At 40.5% G+C, this 22,436-nt stretch carries 21 protein-coding genes; 7 read left to right on the top strand and 14 right to left on the bottom strand.

The annotated features are described in order from the left end of the window. Nucleotides 1-10 precede the first annotated feature (10 nt). Nucleotides 11-853 (bottom strand): hypothetical protein, encoded by an 843-nt coding sequence (locus tag ACSHXM_RS06205; RefSeq protein WP_435687875.1) that lies wholly within the window; start codon nt 851-853, stop codon nt 11-13. A 92-nt stretch (nt 854-945) separates the two neighbouring features. On the opposite strand from ACSHXM_RS06205, the gene ACSHXM_RS06200 reads away from it, so the two are divergent. Together ACSHXM_RS06200 and ACSHXM_RS06195 are read left to right on the top strand one after the other, a co-directional pair. After that, entirely contained in the window at nt 946-1,170 is a 225-nt protein-coding gene (locus tag ACSHXM_RS06200) for a hypothetical protein (RefSeq protein ID WP_435687874.1), read from the top strand. After that, nucleotides 1,167-1,715 (top strand): DUF4760 domain-containing protein, encoded by a 549-nt coding sequence (locus tag ACSHXM_RS06195; RefSeq protein ID WP_435687873.1) that lies wholly within the window; start codon nt 1,167-1,169, stop codon nt 1,713-1,715. The genes ACSHXM_RS06200 and ACSHXM_RS06195 overlap by 4 nt, the downstream gene beginning before the upstream one ends. Nucleotides 1,716-1,831: 116 nt before the next feature. Here ACSHXM_RS06195 and ACSHXM_RS06190 read toward each other — a convergent pair whose 3' ends face one another. Next, complete coding sequence (locus ACSHXM_RS06190; RefSeq protein ID WP_435687872.1) at nt 1,832-3,298, bottom strand: amidohydrolase family protein; 1,467 nt, start codon at nt 3,296-3,298, stop codon at nt 1,832-1,834. Nucleotides 3,299-3,412: 114 nt separating this feature from the next. On the opposite strand from ACSHXM_RS06190, the gene ACSHXM_RS06185 reads away from it, so the two are divergent. Then, entirely contained in the window at nt 3,413-4,456 is a 1,044-nt protein-coding gene (locus ACSHXM_RS06185; protein ID WP_435687871.1) for a helix-turn-helix domain-containing protein, read from the top strand. A gap of 104 nt (nt 4,457-4,560) precedes the next feature. Here the strand turns inward: ACSHXM_RS06185 and ACSHXM_RS06180 are convergent, their stop codons facing one another. The 5 genes from ACSHXM_RS06180 to ACSHXM_RS06160 all read right to left on the bottom strand — a co-directional run bounded on the left by ACSHXM_RS06180 (nt 4,561) and on the right by ACSHXM_RS06160 (nt 9,318). Then, on the bottom strand, nt 4,561-5,049 hold the full coding sequence (locus ACSHXM_RS06180) for a DUF4274 domain-containing protein (RefSeq protein ID WP_435687870.1): 489 nt from the start codon (nt 5,047-5,049) through the stop codon (nt 4,561-4,563). A 75-nt stretch (nt 5,050-5,124) separates the two neighbouring features. Then, nucleotides 5,125-5,286 carry a DUF2986 domain-containing protein gene (locus ACSHXM_RS06175; RefSeq protein ID WP_435687869.1) on the bottom strand — a complete coding sequence of 54 codons (162 nt, stop codon included), beginning with the start codon at nt 5,284-5,286 and terminating at the stop codon, nt 5,125-5,127. A 94-nt stretch (nt 5,287-5,380) separates the two neighbouring features. After that, nucleotides 5,381-6,886 carry a sulfatase family protein gene (locus tag ACSHXM_RS06170; RefSeq protein ID WP_435687868.1) on the bottom strand — a complete coding sequence of 502 codons (1,506 nt, stop codon included), beginning with the start codon at nt 6,884-6,886 and terminating at the stop codon, nt 5,381-5,383. An 8-nt stretch (nt 6,887-6,894) separates the two neighbouring features. Beyond that, nucleotides 6,895-7,845: a 3-keto-disaccharide hydrolase gene (locus ACSHXM_RS06165; RefSeq protein ID WP_435687867.1), complete on the bottom strand. Its 951-nt coding sequence runs from the start codon at nt 7,843-7,845 to the stop codon at nt 6,895-6,897. 9 nt (nt 7,846-7,854) lie between these two features. Beyond that, a complete protein-coding gene (locus ACSHXM_RS06160) occupies nt 7,855-9,318 on the bottom strand; it encodes a sulfatase (RefSeq protein ID WP_435687866.1) in 1,464 nt (487 codons plus the stop codon). Nucleotides 9,319-9,545: 227 nt separating this feature from the next. On the opposite strand from ACSHXM_RS06160, the gene ACSHXM_RS06155 reads away from it, so the two are divergent. The 4 genes from ACSHXM_RS06155 to ACSHXM_RS06140 are packed head-to-tail and all read left to right on the top strand — an operon-like array spanning nt 9,546 to nt 16,847. Then, a complete protein-coding gene (locus tag ACSHXM_RS06155) occupies nt 9,546-13,166 on the top strand; it encodes a PVC-type heme-binding CxxCH protein (protein WP_435687865.1) in 3,621 nt (1,206 codons plus the stop codon). 5 nt (nt 13,167-13,171) lie between these two features. Continuing rightward, complete coding sequence (locus tag ACSHXM_RS06150; protein ID WP_435687864.1) at nt 13,172-14,323, top strand: Gfo/Idh/MocA family protein; 1,152 nt, start codon at nt 13,172-13,174, stop codon at nt 14,321-14,323. Nucleotides 14,324-14,364: 41 nt separating this feature from the next. Next, nucleotides 14,365-15,744 (top strand): divalent metal cation transporter, encoded by a 1,380-nt coding sequence (locus ACSHXM_RS06145; RefSeq protein ID WP_435687863.1) that lies wholly within the window; start codon nt 14,365-14,367, stop codon nt 15,742-15,744. Then, nucleotides 15,744-16,847 (top strand): Gfo/Idh/MocA family protein, encoded by a 1,104-nt coding sequence (locus ACSHXM_RS06140; RefSeq protein WP_435687862.1) that lies wholly within the window; start codon nt 15,744-15,746, stop codon nt 16,845-16,847. The genes ACSHXM_RS06145 and ACSHXM_RS06140 overlap by 1 nt, the downstream gene beginning before the upstream one ends. 153 nt (nt 16,848-17,000) lie before the next feature. Here the strand turns inward: ACSHXM_RS06140 and ACSHXM_RS06135 are convergent, their stop codons facing one another. From ACSHXM_RS06135 to dprA, 7 genes are all read right to left on the bottom strand, one after another. Continuing rightward, nucleotides 17,001-17,783: a PhzF family phenazine biosynthesis protein gene (locus ACSHXM_RS06135; RefSeq protein ID WP_435687861.1), complete on the bottom strand. Its 783-nt coding sequence runs from the start codon at nt 17,781-17,783 to the stop codon at nt 17,001-17,003. A 7-nt stretch (nt 17,784-17,790) separates the two neighbouring features. Beyond that, nucleotides 17,791-18,642, bottom strand: a complete 852-nt coding sequence (gene aroE, locus ACSHXM_RS06130) for a shikimate dehydrogenase (RefSeq protein ID WP_435687860.1) — start codon at nt 18,640-18,642, stop codon at nt 17,791-17,793. After that, nucleotides 18,642-19,559, bottom strand: a complete 918-nt coding sequence (gene hemF, locus ACSHXM_RS06125) for an oxygen-dependent coproporphyrinogen oxidase (RefSeq protein ID WP_435687859.1) — start codon at nt 19,557-19,559, stop codon at nt 18,642-18,644. The genes aroE and hemF overlap by 1 nt, the downstream gene beginning before the upstream one ends. Nucleotides 19,560-19,563: 4 nt before the next feature. After that, a complete protein-coding gene (locus ACSHXM_RS06120; RefSeq protein WP_435687858.1) occupies nt 19,564-20,127 on the bottom strand; it encodes a Sua5/YciO/YrdC/YwlC family protein in 564 nt (187 codons plus the stop codon). Between the two features lie 66 nt (nt 20,128-20,193). Beyond that, nucleotides 20,194-20,772 (bottom strand): topoisomerase DNA-binding C4 zinc finger domain-containing protein, encoded by a 579-nt coding sequence (locus ACSHXM_RS06115; RefSeq protein ID WP_435687857.1) that lies wholly within the window; start codon nt 20,770-20,772, stop codon nt 20,194-20,196. Nucleotides 20,773-20,814: 42 nt separating this feature from the next. Further along, nucleotides 20,815-21,291: a DUF494 family protein gene (locus ACSHXM_RS06110; protein WP_435687856.1), complete on the bottom strand. Its 477-nt coding sequence runs from the start codon at nt 21,289-21,291 to the stop codon at nt 20,815-20,817. 1 nt (nt 21,292) lies between these two features. Next, a complete protein-coding gene (gene dprA / locus ACSHXM_RS06105) occupies nt 21,293-22,435 on the bottom strand; it encodes a DNA-processing protein DprA (RefSeq protein ID WP_435687855.1) in 1,143 nt (380 codons plus the stop codon). Between the last annotated feature and the right edge of the window lies 1 nt (nt 22,436).

The raw sequence follows: 22,436 nt of genomic DNA, 5'->3' as shown, positions 1-22,436 counted from the left end.
TAATTAGAGCCTAAAACACGTAAGCTAAACCCACATGTAAAGTGGTAAAAGTTTCGTCTATATCTTTAAAACGAGCTCCCTCCAACACTATATCTTGACGATAATCATTTATTTTAAATCGTGTTTGAAAAAGTAAATTACTCGACAATGGCATTGTCCAACTCAATCCATAACTAAAACCTTTAGTGTCGCCCTTAACTCGCCCGGTTAAATCATCAAACTCAGTGGGCTCGTCATCGCCCTCATCTTCATCTGTATTAGCTGCGAATTGATTGGTTGCATTCAAAGAGGCGTAAGCCAAAGACAAACTTAACCTACCTGCCTTTTCAAATTGCCAGCTATAACTAGCGCCAAGAAATGGCCCCTTTTGTTGATAACTTTCGTTAGTCTGCGCAAATATCGTTTCACCATCTTCAGGCTCGTCTTTATCACTTTCTTCCTCAAAGTCTTCCATCTCCTCACCAAAATCTCTAGGTGTAAAATGCATGTCAGTTTTGCCATATTTATAACCCGCAAATACTGACCAACTTTTAGTAACTCTATACCCTAAGGTTAAATCTAAATCTCTACGAGACGCTTCACCTACATCTTCCTCTTCAGCAATTTCAGCATCAGCGAGCGTCGTAGTCGCATTTAGGGATACCTGCCAATTGCCTACAGATAAAGCGACGGGAATACTGGCACTAGGAAACGAAATATTGTGATCTAACTTTTCTGGGAACGAAAAATCGCTATAACCAAGTGACATGCCTGTCACGACTCGAGCATTGTCAAACACGCCTTCAGCACTAGAATAATGGGAGGAGAACAATAATGGTAGGGTTGAGATTGAGACTAATTTCCTTAAACCCATGAATATTCCTTTTATTTTGTGTTTAGTATTTCATCAATTAACCATAAATATTAGTATAGTGCTAACTTTAATGTTTTAGACCGAGAAAGCTTATGGAATATTTATCAGTAAATAGAGCACGCTCCCTAATAGTATTAATTTTAGCTAGCCTTATTTTTGTAGGTGTAAGTAGCTGTCAAAGTACTCAACCCGAAAACCCAGAACCAGACTGCTCTGTTGAAGGCTCACCAAATTGTCCAGACACTGAAGATAACGGTGAAGATCGCGCATACAACCCCTGCTTAGTTAACAAGTCTCTACCTGTATGTAGAAAATGACAGACCAAGAACTCAAGCTTCAACTAGCTGAAGTTGCCGGTACTTGGGTTGCCGCTTTATCCGTAGTAATAGGCGGCTTATTTGGTATTTATCAATATCTTGAACATAAGTCTGCGGTACGAGTCGATCGCTCAATGGCTTTTGTCGAAAGGTACCATGGTAATAGCATGTTAGTAGAGGCTCGACTAAAGATCACCGAATCCATGAGTGGTCGTGCTGTAGAGCTCAACAAAATATTGCAAGTACCTAACGCTTCTCCAGCTAAGTTACAAGCCAACTACGATAAAGCGGTGCTAAATCAAATTAAAGAAGACAAAATAAGTGGCTCACTCGAACAATTGTTTACCTTTTACGAACAAATATTACTGTGTCGTGAAATGGAATTATGTGAAGAAGAGGTAGCTAAACAGTTTTTTGATACTGACGCACTAGGCTTTGTGAATACCTATTATCCGTATATATGTAATCTTCGAAAAGAATGGCATAACCCAAACCAATATAAAAAGATCACTGCATTTTATAGTCCTAATTTAGATTGCAACTAATACCAATCTCATTAAATAACGAGATTGGTATAACAATAAAACGCTGTGCCACCAGCTAATCATTCTACCTAATAGCAGGTGTCGTGAGCTATGACACAGTTAAATAAACGCAGCTGTTAATGATTTGCTGAAAGAGAATTTCTGTTATGAGCGACACCATTAGATATAACCATGTCTATAGCATCGTAAGCAGAATAACTCTTAGTGGGATCTTGATTAAGAAGTAATAAATCTGCGGATTTACCCGCTTCAACGCTGCCTATTTTTTTATCTAAATTAAAGAATTTGGCATTCGCAATAGTGGCAGATTTGAGAAATTGTATAGGTGTTACACCCGCCTCTTGCCAATGCTGCATTTCTTTTCGGCCATTTAATCCGGGCGGGTTGGCAAAAGTAATATCGCTAGGGGTATCGGTGCCAAATTGTAATGTCCCGCCATTGGCTGCCAAATAACTCAAGGTTTGTTTAACTAACACAATGCCTTCAGCATTAATCTGTTGCCAGCCTTCATTTTCTAATAAGTCTTTTACAAATGGAAATTTGGCCATTCTCGTACGATGTTGTTGGCCATCTTTTGAGGCATACCACTTCAACAATGATTCAGGTAGTACATGTTTCATGGCTTCTTGGTTTAAATAATTAGGGTCATGTAAATCGCGCTCACCATAAAGCACTTGTATGGTGGGTTGTACCGCGATTTTTTTACGAATGAGGTCGTCGAGCACATTTTTAACTGAGCCTTCGATGCCCTCAGTCTGAGCCTTCTTTTTCCACATTCCATGGGCAAGGGCATCCACATTAGCTTCAATGGCAAACCTTTGCGCATCTTCGTTATTGGCATGAATTAAAATAGGTATCCCAGCGCGATGAGCTTCTTCGCGCAATTCTTTGATCAACGCCACTTCTGGGGTCGGAGAGCTTTGATCTTTACCAAAGCCTTTTTCATAGTGAGTTTTAACACAAATTGCGCCGTCATTTACCATACGAGTAATCACACCTTTAGGTGTGTGATTTTGCTTATTTATTCCTTCTACTCCTTCTGGCACCTCATTGTCTCCAATCAGAAAATACTCATAAATCTGATAACGTAAAGGCTTAGACATATATTTCATTGGGTAACCATCCATATAGGGGGCTCCACCGCAAAAATAAGCGTTAGGACGAATTTTTTGACTATTCCAACCTTGCATCACGTTTTTACCAGAATTGACGTCAATCACAGTAGTAAAGCCGTGATACAAATAACTTTTAGGGATTTGTGTTTGGGCTTCTTTAGTAACTTCAGGAAACGCCGACATTTGTTGATAAGTCATGCCTGGCACACCACCTAAATGCGTGTGTGCGTCAATTAGCCCAGCCATTAGGTATTTATTTGTACCGTCTATAATCTGCCCTTGTGGCGCAGACAAGTTTTTGCCTAATTTGGCGATCAATCCATTTTCAATAAGTACGTCTTGTTTGTTAATAATGGGGTGTTTATCAAGATTAACCACAGACACATTTTTAATTAAAAGCGGCGTATTTGCCCCAGCTCCATGCCACCACAAAACAAAAATAACCAAGACTGTAAAACGTAATTTCATTTGTCACTCCATTTAGTTTAAAGTGCTTTTTTAACTATTTAGAACAGGCTGAACGACTCAAAACGCGTTTTCGGTCTAGTTTTTTTATACCTTTATTAGTGAGTAAGTGTTTTTGTGCATTATCTAAGCATCATCACAGCTTTTTGTTGTGCCATATTGGCCATACATTTATTCAAAAGTCGCCCACGGCAAACATTAGCGCCTCTCATTCTAGCCAGCTGTTTTTTACTGTTTGCCATCCAGTCTGTTTTTCTAGTTCTATCTCTTGAATTTGGGCGTCCACCACTCGTCAAAGTGTTAATGCCAACCTTTGCCTTAGTGTTTGGCCCACTGTTTTTGCTTTATTTTCAATGTCTATCGACGCCTGAACAAAAGTTTAAGCTAAAAAATACTTGGCACTTTATTCCTGCCTGTATCACTTTTATTTTGATGGTGACAAACAAACATTTAGACCTAATTAACATAATTATTTTGACTAGCTTTGGCGGTTATAGTCTGGCTTTGTTAGTAAAGCTAACTAAAGGAAAACAGCAGTTTCAATTTTTAGGACCCCACCAACACATTGCTTATCGATGGTTGATAATCAGCAGTGCACTTTTATCCATTTCATTTTTGTCTGAAATGCTGATCAATATGGAATTAGCGCGAGGCACCCAATTGTCTGATTCCATCCCCCTATTAATGGAGATAATCATTAAATTGATAGTGGTATCTTGGGCATTATGGGCGGCGATGCAAGGCTCTGAATACTTTGATTGGTATTATCAAGGGCTGTCAAACCAACAGACAAAAACCACCAATAAACAAGATACAACCGAATTTGTTGCCATCATTGCAGCATTAGACAAGACCTTAGCTGATCCGGCTTTACTGGCATCGCCCTTGTCTTTAAAAGACATGGCCACCTACTTAAATGTCCCTATCAAAAAATTGTCGCTAGCAGTAAATCAAGTACAGGGTGAAAGTTACTCAAAATACCTAAACCGAAAACGAGTGTTACTGGCTAAAGACATAATGCACAAACAACCCGATGTTTCTATGACAGTGGTAATGTTTGACGCCGGCTTTCGTACAAAATCCAGCTTTAATAAAGAGTTTAAAGCCATTGAAGGTGTATCACCTTCAGAGTATGCACAGCACTTATCTCAAAAACCGTAGGTGGGTAATAAAACTTAAATGATGAATCAGTCCATGACTCAAAGCATGCCAAGCTTAACGCCCAGCTCACCGTGCAAACATTACAGAGTCAGTTGGAGCGGCCGCTACGAAGGACCATGTATTTCAATACCTTCTAGCTTTTTGAACAATTCTTCTGGTACATCCCATTTTGGATCTTTAGCCGTTAGCGATTCCAATTCTGGCTCGGGGTCAAAAGCCAAGGCGATTGAACAGAAATCGTTGTTTTCATATTTTTGAACAATAGAATGCAATAAGGATAAAATCTCACCATCATTTAGAGCAACATTTGAATCGCCAGCTAACGTATAGCGACGATAATAGTCTGGTTGTGACCGCCAGAATATTAGACATGCAGTTGCCTTAGAGCAAAGCGGACTATCGACTACCCATTGCAATACGTCTGTGCCGTCATCCCAGTTGTAAATATGAGCGAGATAAAATAACTCTGCGGGATGACTCAATTGATCGAAAAGTGATTTATCTGGTATTTCGTCTTCATTATCAAACGAAAATTCAAAGAAGTTTTGTTCAATAAAATCAATCTGATCTTGATTAATAGTGTAGATATACATCCTTTTTCCAGTTTCCTCAAAAAACATAACAGTTAATATCACGGCAACATAACGCCATAGTCTTTGTATGCTAGACTACTCGCTCAAAGGTTCTTGGTTTTGTTGTTGTTCTTCAAGGGCCATTTTTTCACGGTCTGCTTTGCAGATATATTTTGGTTTTTTTTTACCCGACAATTTGGCGTTGGCTTTTTTGGCCCGGGCTTTTAAGATTTGGTTGCCTTTTTTACGACGATTCATAGTTCACTATCCCACATTATTCTATGGGTATAATAACATGTAACATCAGGCCGTGCTCGCACTCACCTAACGCAACCCAAACACGCTAGGCTACTTATTTGCTTCGGCGTTTTAATATGTCGGCCATTTTCTTCAGGTTTTGTGGATACTCTTTTTGTCTATAGGGATGGTACTGGTCAAAAATATCGCCATTACCCAAAACTCTTGGGTCTTGCTGTTGTTTTAATTGGCTAAATAAGTCCTGTTGCATGGACTGCTTAACAGCTGCGTATTGGGGGTCTTCAGCTAAGTTATTTATACATTCAGGATCTTTGGCAATATTGTACAACTCTTCTTGGGGCCGTTTACCAAACGACAGTGCATAAGCTTTGCTGTGTTTTTGATTAAACATTAAATCTGATTTTGTCGGGCTGCCGTCTGTGTCTTTCAAACCTGCTTCCCATGTACCCACAGGCCAACGCTCAGGTTTAAAGTTATGCATATATACAAATTCCCCTTTATGTAAACTACGTACGGGGTAACTCCAACCATTAGGCCTTGCCATGTCATTACGCTCTCGGCCAGTTAACACTGTGTTTCGACCGGTTATTTTTGCTGCGAATATGTCAGTTAAACTTTTACCTTCAAAGGGCAACATCTTAGTTTTGGTAACATCTATGTTGGCAATGTCTAAGAAGGTAGGAGCAAGGTCGATAAAACTAGCAAAGTGGTTTTCTTCGCGCCCTGGATTAACAATTTTGCCGGGCCAAGCCACAACAAAGGGTACTCGAGTAGCAAACTCATGGGGGTGACCTTTGTAGCGGGGGAAAGGCATAGCATTGTCTGATGTCACTATCACAATAGTGTTGTCTAACTCGCCTATGGACTTTATATGTTCGAGTATTTTGCCAAGGTGGTTATCGAAATATTCCACTTCAATGGCGTAGTCTAAAACATCGTGTTTAGAGGCTTCTGAGCCGCCCCAAAATGAGGGCGTAAAATCTAGGTTTTCCAGTTTTTTACCTAACCTAACACCCGATTTGTATTCGTAACCTCTGTGCGGCTCTTTGGCGCCATACCAAAAGAAAAAGGGCTGATTTTTAGGTTTGTCTTGCATAAACTTTTTGAAGTTTGCAGTGTAATCAGAGGTGAACATTTTGCTAGTAGGAGTTTTATCCATCTTTATCTGATTGTATTGCCTGCCGGTTAAAGTGCGATTTTTGGGATGAATACCTGGACTCCAACCTTTCCCTGTGTAGCCGGTGAAGTATCCATTTTTTTCTAGTACTTCAATAACACTTATGTATTTTTCTGGCCAAGTGGGCTTGTGATTGGCTAGCTCTTCTAATTGCCAAGGATTACGCCCAGTCAATATTACCGCTCTAGAGGGAGAACACTTGCTACTTGGGGTATACATTCGGTTAAATCGAATACCTTGTTCACCAATAGAATCAAAATTAGGCGTATTTAAAAACTTATAACCATAAGCACTGGCGTGAGACATATCATCTGCCACGGCAAATAAAATATTTGGTTTATCTTGCTCAGCAGCACCCATAGTGCTGATCAATAAACAAAATACCAAGAATATTCCTTGTCCAACTCGCCTGCTTATATTCATATCATTTCCTAATGCTTAACAAGCCAAATATTACGATACTGCACAGGGTTGTGATGGTTTTGGATGTAGATTGGGCCACTAGCTAGCTCTGGGTTTTTACCTTGATTTCCTGTGCCTTTTTTCACCTCTACATCATTATGGATTTTGACACCATTATGAATAACACTCATACGTGCATTCTTAATCTTTTTACCTCCTTCAAAATGGGCTGCGGTGAAATCAATATCAAAACTTTGCCAAGTGAGCGCGGGGAAACTCATGTTAGTTGCTGGCGTGTTCACTTTATAAATTGCACCATTACAACCTGCTGGCGATTTCATCAAACCTTGTTTTTTCCATTCGGTTTCATCGTAAGGTAAGGCAAAACAATCCATAACCTGCACTTCGTAACGCTTTAGCATATACAAACCACTGTTGCCTCGATCTGGGTGACCTATTTCTCTTTCAGGCTTGTATGGTGTGCGAAATTCAATATGCAGTTGGAAATCAGTCAGCTCTTCGTTAATCAATGCTCCGGCAAGTAGCGAACCATCAACCACTTTCGCATTACCTAAAGCTTTAGATTTTTTACCATCAAAAATAACGGTCGCATTGTCAGGCGCTGGATAACTGCCAGTCTTCACGCCACGATCTACTTTGCTAAATTCAGTTAACAATTGTTTGAGTTGGTTTTCATCTAATCGTTGATAATCGACTGACTTACCATCCCAACCAGCACCGGGCAAGCCACCTGAATAATTAGCCACATAGAATTTGTTACCTTCAGGACTCACTTGTATAGCTCTGTTTTTATTTGTGTATTCACCTAGATATTTAAAACCACTATGCTCTTTTTGGGCGAGCACAGGATCTGTCCAAGTGGGCGTGGCTTCAGGTTTTGCAATTGCAGCAGAAGACACAAGCAATAATGCAGACGATACGAATGTAATTTTATTAAGGTAGTGCTTTATGTGTTTCATTGTTATTCCTCAGAATTTGTCATTTTTCAACATACGGGCTTTTAGAATAGGCAGCATTTGCTTAACAATTTCTGGATGTTCATTTGCTACATTTTTGGTTTCTTTTTTTGCACTGTTATGGTCATACAAGGCCACCCCTTTGTTACCGAAAGATGTCAGCCGATAACCATTCATGCGTAATGTATGGTTAGCTCCTCGATATGAATAGGCATAGTGGCCACCAGCATTAGGGTTATTGACTTGAGAAACGATAGATTGACCATGAATATTTTCTGGCTGAGGAATACCGGCTAGTGAAGTTACAGTTGGGAAAACATCTGCAGCTTCTACCACAGCCTTGGTGCTTTCCCCTTCATTGGGCATATCAGGATAAGAAATAAGTAACGGTGAACGTAAGCCTTCTTCAAATAAATTGTGTTTACCCCAAATAGCATGTTCACCTAAGTTCCAACCGTGGTCGCCCCAAAGTACTACTATGGTATTTTTGTCAGCCCCTGATGCTTTTAGCTGTTGCAGTACTTTTCCTACTTGGGCATCGGCATAACTCACACTGGCAGCATAATGACGGCGCACATCTTCAGCAAAAGCTTTATCCGTATTTGGATTTTTACCCCAACGGTTATATTTCATGAACTCGCCAGATTTATGCCAAGTAGACAAGCCTTCAGGTTTATTAGGATATGGGTTGTCTGGAAACTCAACCCCGTCATACAAATCTAAATATTTTTTCGGTGCCCCAAAGGGTAAATGAGGTTTGATGATCCCTACAGCTAAAAAGAATGGAGTTTGTTTATCTTGGCTGAGCAAGCCTAATTGTTTGAGCGCTTCCTCGGTAATTAAGCCATCAGGGTAAATGTTATCGTCTCCTTCAATGGCTTGAAATAGGTCCATGTCTTTGGCATTTTTTCGAACTTCACCATGAGCTAGGCCGTGCATCATGCCTGATGGCGTATTCCACTCTCCCACAGGCATTAAGTGCCTAGTCCAAGCATTAGGCATCTCCAATTGAGTATCATCTGCCCAGCCTTTACCACCACGTCCACCGGGTAGATGAGACACTTTACCTACCGAGACGGTTGAATACCCGTGCCGTTTAAACCACTCTGGCATACTAGGTGGGATACCAGTTTTACCTTGAGTTATAGCCCTTCCTCTTAGTTGTAAGGCGCTATTGTTACTAGGACCGTATCGGCCTGTTAACAAAGAATAACGGGACGGCCCACAGCTGGGAGAATTCACATATTGGTTTAAAAAAATTCGGCTATTTTTAGCCAATTCATCAATATTGGGGGAATGAATATGCTGTGCACCAAATGACTTTAGCTCTGGTCGTAAATCATCAACTAACAAAAATAGAACATTCTTAACTGGGTTAGGCTCTGAGGCCGTTTGCTTTTCAAAACTTTGCTGAGCACATGCCGTGCACAAACTAACGATTAAACATTTAACCAGCATTTTTAGCATTTTTAGCATTTTAAATATCCCATAACCTATCAGACCAAAATGAACGTATCTCAACTCAGAATAACATAATATTGACAAATCCCTATTTGAAATGACATATTCATACTTAAAAACACTGGTATTGCTATTTAAAATTAGCCACTAGGCTGAATTTACACTATGAAAAGCTAACTGGCTATTTTATACTAAATTGGTCAGTCCAAAACACAACTAGTTAACAATTGAGCTACCTATTTATGAAATTATATCGTCACAATCTCTCGTTAGTTGCCAAAACAGCCTCAATTGGTCTGATCATGCTAGGTACATATTCTTGTTCAATGAACGAACAATCCGAGCAAAAAAAATCTGCTCATCATCAGCCCCCAGCAAATAAACAAAACCATTGGCGAAGTTTGATCAATGAAAACAGCTTAAGTGATTGGTATAAAATAGGCGGTAAAGCAGACTATCAACTAGAAGCTCAAACGATAGTTGGCACCAGTATTAAAACGCCCCATAGCACCTATTTCACCACGGGCGAAGTATTCACTGATTTTATATTCGAAGTGGATGTACAAGCTCAAGCCCCTTTAAATTCCGGTGTGCAATTTAGAAGCAAAAAGATACTAGGCAAAAAAGGCGAAACCGTTGCTGGATATCAAATGGAAATAGACACTGCTAAGCGTGCATGGAGTGGCGGCATTTATGATCAAGGTCGCCGTGGCTGGTTATACACCATGAATCGAAATCCCGATTGCCAAAAAACCTTTAAGGTCGATAATTGGAATAAATATCGTATTGAAGCAGTGGGTAGTCAAGTACGTACATTTATTAATGGTGTGCCTTGTAGTTCAATAGTCGACGACTGGAGTAAAGAGGGGTTTATCGCCTTACAAATTCATAGTGCCGGCGCAGATAAAGCCAACAAAACTATTAAGTGGCGCGCTCCAAAAATATTGACTACCAATATCAAAGCCCATTTAAGCGCACCTTCTAAGATTGCACAATTTAACTACTTAAATAATAACCTAACTGATTATCAAGCTTCACAGGGTTGGCAATTGTTGTGGGACGGCCAAACAAACATTCCGCTTGCTCAAACAGGTCAGTGGCAAGTTAAAGATGGCGCACTTACCGCCAATGCAGCAAAACAAGATAACACCTTGTCTTTGCCGATAAAGGACCATTATTTTGAATTAGAACTGGATGTTAAATCTTCCAAACAAGCCGACAACGGTATTCATTATTTATTACAAAAAGACAATAAAGGTTATGAATTTCAGCTATCAGAGGAAACCAGCCTAGAGCAAACCGCTAACAATACCAAAGCCATGGGCGCGATTTATGGCATTACGCCTCCTACCAACCTAACGGAGCCTAAAGGTTGGCGTTCATTGCGTATTAATAAAGGCTGGAACCGAGTACGTTTAGTGGTTAAAGGTAGCCAAGTTGAACATTGGATAAACAATATAAAAGTCGCAGAACAACAGTTTTTGTCACCTATCCCAGAGCAACTGACTCCTATCAAAATTGAAAACAGCAAAGGCACATTATCTGTTAAAAACCTAAAACTGCGTCAATTAACTAAACCTAAAGCAGACAAGCCATTCAAGGCATCAAACCCAGGTGACAGAAAAGGCCACGTGATGAAAAAAGTGGTGCCTGAAGAGATTATTCCTGAAGCGCCCATTTTGAACATAGAACAAGCCTTACAATCTTTTGAAGTACACCCTGATTTTGCCTTAGAGGTTATCGCTGATAGCCCATTAGTTTATGATCCTGTCTATGCAATTTATGATGCTGCGGGTAGGGTGTGGGCGTTAGAAATGACCACTTACATGATGGACACTTTAGCAACAGGCGAAATGAAACACGACAGTCAAATTGTTATGTTATCCGACACAAACAATGATGGCACTATGGACACTCGCCAAGTGGTGATCCCGAACATAGTGTTACCTCGAGCCTTGGCTTTTGTACCTAAAGGAATTATTTGGGCAGACAACAGCAGTATGTATTTTTCTGAATTAACAGAAGATAAAGGGCAAGTCACAGTAGTCAAAACTGAAATGGTAGACAAAGATTACGCCAAAGGCGGCAATGTGGAACATAAACCCAATGGTTTGTTATTTAGCTTAGACAACTGGTATTACAGCGCTAAAGCTAACAAACGTTATCGCCCATACCCACTTAACGCTGAACTGCCAAAAGGTAGTAAAGAAATCTACAAAAACCAATATTGGAAAATGATTGTTGCCCACACTGAATTTCGTGGGCAATGGGGGATCACTCAAGATGATTATGGACGCCATTACTTTTTAGGCAATTCGTCTCCTTTACAAACCACCTCTTTCTTACCCAATGTGGCCTTTAGAAATCCACAACAAGAATTTCCTAAAGAGTTATTGAATCAAAATGTGGGAAGTAACGAAGTTTTCCCTATCCGTGTCACACCGGGTATTAACCGTGGTTATATGGAAGGCATGTACGACAAAGAATATAAACTAAAACGCAATACTGCTGCTGGTGGCCCGGTGATTTATCGTGGAAATCAATTTCCTGCACCATACCAAAACATTGGATTAGTCACAGAGTCAGCGGGCAATTTAGTTAAAGCCACAAAAATTAGCGAATCCGAAGGCAAAGTAACTGGAGCCAATCTATTTAATAAAAAGGACATCATTGCTTCCACGGATGAGAGATTTCGCCCTGTGAGCCTAAACAATACACCCGATGGAACCGTGATGGTTGTAGACTTTTATCATGGCGTTTTACAACACCGTACATTTTTAACCAGTTATTTATCGGATCAAATTAAATCTCGAGATTTAGAGCGCAGTAAACACATTGGTCGTCTTTACAGACTAAAACATAAAACGAATCCAATGCCAAAGGTAGAATATTTACATAATTTGACTGCCCAACAACTGGTGCCATTTTTAAGCCATGACAATGGTTGGCACAGAGATATGGCTCAGCAATTGTTGGTCATGGCTCAAGATAAATCTGTAGTGACTGAATTAATTTCAATAGCGACTGAAAGCCCTAACCCGCTAGCACAAATTAAAGCCCTCTGGGCATTGGAAGGCTTAGAAGAACTTAGCCTGAATACCTTAATTATGGCGTCCAACTCAACCAATTCAAAAGTGCTGCGCAGCGTGTATCGATTGGCCGAGTTATTTAGCACCACGCCAGAGCTAAACAATTGGCTACACGAACAAAGCGTTAAGGTGAGCGCAGAAGCGGCTAACGCTCTAGCTCTTGCTGCCGGTACTCATAACGTTTGGACAGCAACGGCTAACATTATTCAACAACACGGTAACAATCCAATTATTGTGGCCAGTTTAGGCAACAAAGGAAAAGCATTTTTAGCCTCGCAAAAAAATGAGTTATCAACCGACGTAGTTAAAACGCTTACCGCTCTTAACAACACAGTCAAGCAAACGAAACAAAAACTAAATAGCACGGTAAGCAAAAGTGTTGCACGTGGTAAAAAACTCTACAATGGCGAAGCTGGATGTTTTGGTTGCCATGGCGCAAACGGTGAAGGCAACCCAATGATCCCACCACTGAATAAAAGTGAATGGGTAACAGGTGATCCAAATAAACTTATTGGTATTTTATTGCACGGATACAGTGGCCCAATTAAAGTCAGGGGAAAAACCTATAACAACGGAATGGTGATGCCTGGTTTAGGGCAAAACTCGCATTTTTCAGATGCACATATAGCAGATATCGCATCCTATATTCGTAATGCATGGGACAACTCAACTTCTGCAATCAAGTCATCTAAAGTGAGCAGTGTTCGTCACCATACCCAACAACAATCATTACCCTATACCAATAAAACGGTACAGAAGATCAAGGCACATTAAGCATTATGGCTACTCAAAACATTAAACTTGGCGTTATTGGCTTAGGCAATATTGCCCAGCAACATATTCAAAATGTAATTTCAGGCGCTGTAAAAAACTGCAAAATTACTGCACTTTGTGCCCGAAATGATTCCGGACAGGCTAAGGAGCTCGGTGCAATACACTTTACTCGATATCAAGACCTCATTGATTCAGGTGAAGTCGACACAGTATTAATCGCTACGCCAACTTTATCTCATTTCGAGATTACCAAATATGCCTTAGAAAAAAACTTACACGTGATGCTCGAAAAACCAATTGGCTTATCTAGCTGGGAAGGTGAAGAGTTAGTCAAGCTAGCGCCAGAAAAGTCACAATTTGCCTTAATGCTTAACCAACGCACTGACCCTACTTTTGCCAAAATGAAACAGGTTATCGAAAGTGGGATCTTAGGTGAAATAAAGCGTACACACTGGACCATGACAAATTGGTTTAGACCGGACATTTATTTTCAAGTCAGTGATTGGCGCGCCACTTGGAAAGGTGAAGGCGGCGGTTTGTTAGTTAACCAGTGTATTCATAATTTAGATATTTTTCAGTGGGTGTGTGGAATTCCTAGCGAAATCACCGCCTTTTGCGAATTTGGTAAATACCACAACATTGAAGTAGAAGATGAAGTAACTGCTTACTTAAGGTATGAAAACAAAGCCACTGGTGTATTTGTAGGTTCAACTGGAGAAGCTCCGGGAGTGAACCGCTTTGATATTATTGGAGACAATGGTTCTATTCATTTTGAAAATGGCAAATTGACCCAAAAATTGAATGATCAAAGTACAGCTGAATTCTGTGCTAATACGGATGAAATGTTTGGCATGCCTAAAGTCACTGTTAGTGACCTAAGCACTGACGAAAGCGTGAACCAACACGCTATAATTATGAATAACTTTGTTAATGCCATTCATAATAATGAAGCGTTAATCGCGCCAGCAAAAGACGGTTTGGCCTCATTAGATATTGCCAACGGTATTTTGCAATCTTCTTGGAACAAACAAACGGTATCTTTACCGTTAGACCGAGCAGGATATCAAGCTTTGTTAAATGAAAAAGCCCAAAGTTCTAGTTTAAGAAAAAAATCTAATGCAGAAGCTAAAGTGGATATGAACGCGTCTTATCGCTAATCATCCATCGCCCCTTACTATAAAAATAAAGAGCAATAATTATGAATAACAACAATGAAATAGCTCAGCTACAAGCCTTGGCCAGTAAACCTTGGTATGGCCGTGTGCCAAGTTACGTAAAATTAAGTGGCCCAGGTTGGTTGCAAGGCGCTATGACGTTAGGTGGCGGTAGCGCCGTAACATCGTTAACCATAGGAGCATTATTTGGCTACGAATTATTGTGGGTACAGCCGGTTGCTATGATCATTGGTTGTATAATGTTGTTTGCCTTGTCACATCAAACCCTCAATACCCAAGACAAACCTTTTGAAGCCATGAAAAAACACGTTAATGCGCCTATTGCTTGGGGTTGGGCGATAGCGGCTTTTGCATCAAGTATTATTTGGGGCTTTGCTCATTACCCCTTAAGTGCAGCTATGTTAGAAGAAATAATAGTCGTCAGCACAGGCTTTTCTGTTGATAAAGATTCTGGAACCGCCCGTGATATGTACTTACTTGTACTTGCCATTATTATCTGGGCTGGCGTTGCATTTACCGCTTGGAAATATGGTGATCACGACACCGACGGGGGAAAGAATAATGCGGTTAAATATTTCGAAAACGGCATTAAAATACTCAGTGGTTTAATCATCATTGCATTTGCTTGGGTAGTTATTAGCGCCTCAATGAATGGCAAAGTAGACTGGGGCGCTGTAGCAGCCGGTTACATTCCAACTTCTCTACCTACTGACGCACAAGGCGTCACAGTTGTCATGGCAGCATTAGGTAGCGCAGTAGGCATCAATATGACCTTTATTTATGGCTACACCTTATTACACAAAAAATGGACAAAAGACCACGCTGAATTGTCTCGTTATGACATAGGTTTAGGTTTAGTTGTGCCTTACATTTTGGTGACTAGCTTAATTTCCATTGCAGCGGCCGGCGCGTTCTTTGGTTCAGACATGGATATTCAAGGCAAACTTAGCCCAACACAGGCTGGCACTATGTTTATGTCTGCAGGCCTTGACGAAGTAACCAGTCGATTAATCTTTGCCTTTGGTATTTTAGGTATGGCTGTAGGTTCTTTGGTTATGCATATGTTGTGTTGTGGTTCTGCCGCCGCCGCTATGTTTGGTTGGTCTGAAAACAGCTTTAAATACAAACTTGCGTTACTTGCCCCTACTCCGGCTATTTTAGGTGTATTTGTGTGGCAAACCATGGGCGCCTATGTGGTACTCCCTACCTCTGCAATTTGTGGATTTTTATTACCTATTGCCTACATAGGCTGGGCTGTACTTAATAACAAAAAAGACTACATGGGTGACGCCATGCCTACGGGCAATAAACGTTTATTGGTTAATCTAGCCATGGCAATTTGTATCATTACCGTACTAGCCAGTGTGGTGTATTCAACAGCAGTAAAAATGGGTTATATCTAGTGGCTAATTCAGACCTTAATAAAAAAGCAAATATGAAAGATGGCGCTAATTATGCGCCAGTGGGTAAAAGTGAAGCGGTTGTGCAACCAGGAGAATTTCACTTTTCGGTAGCCTATTTAGATCATGGCCATATTAATGGCCAAACCAATGGCTTGTTGCAAGCAGGAGCCACGCTCAAATATGTATTCGATACCGACCCTGCTCGCTTGACGGCTTTTTGTGAGAAATACCCAGGCGCACGAGTGGCAGAATCTTTAGAGCAAATATTAGATGACCAAGATACCAAGTTAGTTGCCTCTGCGGCCATTCCACACTTAAGAGCAGATATTGGCATTAGAGTCATGGAAGCGGGTAAAGACTACTTTACCGACAAGTCTCCCTTCACAACTTTAGAGCAACTTGAAGCAGTTAAAGAGGTCGTTCAAGACACAGGGCAAAAATACGCAGTTTATTATGCAGAACGCTTACACAACGAAGCGGCATGGCAAGCAGGCGAACTGATTAAACAAGGCGCCATTGGCCGAGTTTTACAAGTCGTTAATCTAGCACCACATCGTTTAGCTAAAGCAACACGCCCAGACTGGTTTTTTGATAAAAGCAGCTATGGTGGCATCTTAACCGACATAGGCTCTCACCAAGTTGAACAATTTCTAACTTACGCCGATGTCAGTGACGCCGAAATAAACTACGCCCGCGTTGAAAACTTTAACAACAATGACAAACCAGGTCTTGAAGATTTTGGTGAAATATCTATGCGGGGCAATAACGGAGCATCTTTCTACACTCGGGTAGATTGGTTTACTCCAGAAGGCCAAGCCACCTGGGGTGACGGACGAACCATTATTATTGGCACCCAAGGCAATATTGAATGTCGCAAATACAACGACGTGGCTCGACAGGCACCTGCATCCAAATTGTTTTTAACTAACAACCAAGAAGAACAAGAGATTGACTGCTTAGGGCAATCTAGTTTCCCATTTTTTGGTCAACTCATTTTAGATGTGATCAATCGTACAGAAACCGCAATGACCCAAGCCCATACCTTTAAAGCCGCTGAACTCAGTATGTTGGCGCAGAAGATAGCGGAAGAAAACAACCAATAAGACATCATAGCCAATTAGGTATGTCTAATTGGCGTCTTAGAGGTGTAACCACACTTTCTAAACGAAAATACTTATAGCCTACTCTACTACAATATTTTTATAATTCTTGCTGCCCATTAAACAAGGGCTTGGCTGCTACAAAAGCACATGAGGTTAAATCGAGATCTCGCCTTGCATATAATCAACGGCCTGCCCGGCTAATTTCACCCGATTTTTTTGAAGTTCACACTTTATCTGCCCAGTACGTGGAGATAATTGTTTTGCAGTTAACTGATTTTTGTTTAATTGTTTTGCCCAGTAGGGAGTTAACTCGCAATGAGCAGAACCGGTTACGGGATCTTCATTCACATCGAGCTTTGGGAAAAAACAGCGACTAACAAAATCTGTATCGTCACCTTTAGCGGTGATTACCACGCCTCTTAAATCGAGTGATTTAAGTAAATTAAAATCAGGCTTAACTTGGTGTACTGCTTTCTCATCTTTTAACACAACAATAAAATCGTAAGCAGCAAGTATTTCCGAGGCAGATTCGAGTCCTAAACCGGATAAAAGACTAGTAGGAGGTTCAATTGGTTCAGGCACATCTGCTGGAAAGTCCATAACATACTCAAAGGAGTATTTGCTAACAACCAAGTCTCCACTACGAGTCGTAAAGACAATTTCTGATTTGGAATAACCTAAGTGCTGAAACAGAACATGAGCAGCCGCTAACGTTGCATGACCACATAAATCGACTTCAGCGTTAGGGGTAAACCAACGTAATTGATATCCGTTTTCTTGTTGGACAAAAAAAGCCGTTTCTGACAAATTATTTTCTTGGGCTATTTTTTGTAATAGTTCGTCTGACAACCATTCGTTTAATGGACACACTGCCGCTGGGTTACCTTCAAATACTTTTGTAGCAAAGGCATCAACTTGATAAATAGGTAACTGCATAGACGGATTATAATTCCACTCTTAACGCATCAATCACCGGCTCTACGTCTGGCCTAACACCTCGCCATAAATAGAAACTTTCGGCGGCTTGCCCCACTAACATGCCTAAACCGTCTGAATAGTGTTGTACACCTAGCTTAGATGCATGCTGCAATAATATAGTGGGCTTGTCGCTGTAGCTCATATCGTAGACAAAACCAGTCTGAGCTAACAGAGTGTCAGGTATTGCGGGTAATTCACCGGATAGACTGGAAGAAGTTGAGTTAATCACTAAATCAAAAGGTAATGCAATCTCAATTAAATCATCAAAGCCGCAAGCCTTTACATTGTCTTGGGGGATTAACGAGGCTAAATGTTCTGCTTTTGCTTGCGTACGATTAGCCACCAGCAATAACTCAGGCTCTAAGCTCAACAGAGATTTCAACGCTCCACGTGCTGCTCCACCAGCACCCAATAATAAAATACGCGCGCCTTTTTTTACCGCCTTTAAACGCAATAAGTCTTGCACTATACCTGGCCCATCAGTGGTATCACCCAAGAACTTACCATTGTCTTGACGAATAATGGTATTCACGGCTTCAGCTAGTTGAGCACCAGAAGTTAGCTCATCAACCCATTGTGCGGCTTGCTCTTTAAATGGCGCTGTGACATTACACCCTTTGGCACTAGGATCAGCAAAAAAGTCATCAAGGGAGCTTTTAAAATCTTCAATAGTGGCTAGCTGCTTATCATAAATAAGATCTTGTTTGGTTTGCCGCGCAAACATTTGATGTATTTGTGGCGATTTACTTTGAGCAATAGGATTACCGTAAACCAAAAACTTGTCAGTCTGACTTGTTGTTTTTGTTGAATCTGTCACTACAACCACTCCCTTGGTTTTAAATAATTGTCGTAAAGATCTGCTTCTTTGCTACCAGCTTCAGGCTTAAAATCATATTCCCATCGAGCCAAAGGCGGCATAGACATTAAAATAGATTCAGTACGTCCGCCTGTTTGTAAACCGAACAAGGTGCCTCGATCCCAAACCAAATTAAACTCCACATAACGCCCACGTCTATAAAGTTGAAAATCTCGCTCTTTTTCACTAAATGCCGTGTCTTTACGTTTTTCAATAATAGGTACGTAAGCGTCCAAGAAAGCATTACCAATGGCTTTCATGGTTCTAAAACTTTGTTTGAAACCAGGCTTATTTAAATCATCGAAAAACAAACCACCTACACCACGGGTTTCACCTCTGTGTTTTAAGAAAAAGTATTCGTCACACCACTTTTTGTACTCTGGGTAGACCTGATCACCAAAGGGCTCACAGGCGTTTTTAGCAACAGTGTGCCAGTGCACTACATCTTCTTCAAATGGATAAAAAGGCGTTAGATCAAAACCGCCACCAAACCACCAAACTGGCTCTTCGCCCGGTTTTTCAGCTATGAAAAAGCGCACATTTGCGTGGGTTGTTGGCACAAAAGGATTATGTGGATGAATAACCAAAGACACTCCAACTGCCTGAAAACTTCTGCCTGCTAACTCTGGGCGAGCCGCAGTAGCTGAAGCAGGCAATTCACCACCATACACATGTGAAAAGTTCACTCCACCTTGCTCAATAACATTGCCATTGGTTAAGACACGAGTACGACCTCCCCCGCCTTGTTCTCGCTGCCAATTGTCTTCAACAAAACTACCTTTACCATCAGCCAGCTCTAGTGTTTGGCAAATGTTGTCTTGTAATTTAAGCAGGTACTTTTTAACCTTTTCTAAATCGGGGAGTATTTCATCTGTCATTTGACTAATTGTCTCTTATAATTTGACCAGTTAAGCTGTGGCGTATAGTGCTTGGCTTAGTTCTTTTTCCTAATTCACCCGCAATTATAATAACTTGTTGAGCAAACTCTTGTTCAATCTCTAGGGCAGACTTGGCCGCCGGATTACCTGTTACGTTAGCGCTTGTGGATACTAATGGTTTATTAAATAACGTGCACAAACCTTGTACTGTTGGATGGGCACTGATTCTAATCGCGATTAAATCAGAACCACCCGTAATCCACTTGGGGGCATTTTTACTTGCTGGCAACAACCAAGTATTCGGTCCAGGCCAGCTAGAAAAAATTTCAGTGCGTTTATGCATAGGAATAGCGGCATCATTTACATAAGGTAAAACTTGAGAATAGGTTTTAGCAACTAAAATTAGACCTTTTTCAATAGGTCGCTTTTTAAGTGCGAGTAAACTCAAAACTGCCTGTTTTTGGTCAGGATCGCAACCTAATCCAAATACGGCCTCAGTGGGATAGGCAAATATTTCACCAGCTTCAAAGCTTGCCAATAATGATTCTGAATCTTGGGTTATTTCCATAATTTATAATGCGGTATTTGTTATGAAGTATTTATTATGAGGTAATTGTTATGAAGTAATGATACTTCATTCTACTGTATTTTTATAATCGCTGCTTTTATAACCACAACGCTTTTGAGGGCACTGCACTGTATTTTTACCAGCCGACGTTTTTTTGATCATAACAGGCCACTGACATTCTGGGCAGGTTTGGGCAATAGGTGGAGAATTTAAAACATACTTACATTTAGGGTATAAACTGCAGGAATAGAAGGATTTACCAAATTTATTGGCCCGTTTAGCTAAATGCCCTTTTTTACATTGAGGGCAATCTACATGAGTGTCTTCTGCTTTTTTAGTGGACTCAATGTAATGACAAGTTGGAAAGTCACTGCAACCAATAAACAATCCGAATCGGCCTTTTTTAATGACCAGTAGTGACGAACATAAAGGACATGAGGAGCCTTCTATTTCCTTTATATCGGCATTTTCATGCTCGTGTAAGGGCTTAGAGTAGTCACATTTAGGATATTCACTGCAACCGATAAAAGGTCCAGACTTACCACGCCGAATGGTTAATTTTCCACTACATTCAGGGCACGGCCCAAACGCCTGCTCTGAGGCATGTTCGTGTGCAGAAAACAAAGAATGATCTATTTTAGACACTTATTTTAAGCACACTTTGTTTGGCTCATTTTAGACAATGATTTAATGAAGCGGCCCTTCTGGCTCTTCAAATAACAAGTCTTCCATCTGAGCATAGGCATTTTCTTTTCCAGGTACATTAAATAGCACCATAAGAACAACCCATTTCATGTCTTCTAAGCAGAACTCTTTAGAATCAATCTCCATGACACGGTCAATCACCATTTCACGAGTAGCAGAATCTAAGACGTTTATTTGCTCAAGAAACATTAAGAAACCTCGGCATTCTACGTCAAGACGCATTTCTTCATCTTGTGTATACACACGAGTAACAAAAGAAGTAGGTCCTTTGGCAAAATAAGGTTTGATGTCTGTTTCTTGCAAGGCTGCAAGTTTTTCTAGCCAAGAAAGCGCTTTGTATATTTCATCATGATGAAAACCAGCCCTAATTAGCTCATCCGTTAATTCATCTTGATCGACACGGATTTCCGTTTCGTTGTGAATGAAGTTTTCAAACAAATACATGAGGATATCGAACATACTATTTTTCCCCCAATTTAATGTAACCGCCAGGTACAGCACTGACTAAACCGCACAACTCATACTCTAATAATTTCGACATTACATTTTCGATTGAAATGCCGCTCCGTTGCGCCACTATATCTATTGGCGTAACTTCAAAATCTACACTATCTAACAATTTGTCTGATGCCAAGCTTTGTGACTCTTTTTTTTGTGAATTTATTTGCGTATTTACTAAGTTTTGAAAAACTAAATGTGCAAACTCGTCATTAATGTCTTGTATGTTGGTGACCAACTTTGCCCCTTGCTGAATTAAATAATGGCATCCGGCCGACATTGGATTATGTATATTCCCTGGTATAGCAAACACTTCTCTGTTTTGCTCTAATGCGTATCTAGCAGTAATTAAGGAACCGCTCTTGATTGCAGCTTCAACAATAATGGTACCTAGTGACAAACCACTAATAATTCGATTTCGCCGCGGAAAGTTCTCAGGCCTACTTGGAGTGCCCGGAGCAAACTCAGAAATAATCACACCATCATGCTGTAAAATTTGTTCCGCTAACTTTATATGGCGTCGCGGATACATTTTATCAATGGCCGTACCCAAAACAGCAATAGTAATATGTTCTCCGACCAACGACCCTTGATGTGACAAGCCATCGATTCCAATTGCCAATCCACTGGTAACGGTCCAACCGTATTCACTTAGTTGATTGGCAAATGATTTTGCGTTTTCTTTGCCCTGTGGGCTCGGATTACGACTGCCCACCATGCCAATTTGATAACGACTTAAATTTTCAGGATTTCCATAGCCGTACAATAATGCTGGAGGGCTAGATATTTGTTTTAGTGGTTCTGGGTATAAAGGATGAGAAAAGTACAATATAAAACGATTGTCAGCCTCGTTTAACCAACCGAGACTGCGATTAATTCGCGTCTCGTTGGGCTGGTTAATAACAGCAACTTGGTTAGCGTTAAATCCCCAGCTTTTTAATTGAGAGCTAGGGGTAGAAAAAAGTTGCTCTAGCAAAATGTTTTGACACTTTTGCAACTTTAATAATTTGGCCACAGAAAAATTAGGTATCTGTGCCAACTTTAACCAATTTATTAAAGAATTTTTATCGATGTCCTTATCATTATATTCAACATCCTGTTGCATA

The sequence above is a fragment of the Paraglaciecola sp. genome (genome assembly GCF_051252315.1).
Taxonomy (GTDB): Bacteria; Pseudomonadota; Gammaproteobacteria; order Enterobacterales; family Alteromonadaceae; genus Paraglaciecola.
Note: the sequence above shows the minus strand (reverse complement) of the source record. Positions and strands in the feature narration are given on the sequence as shown.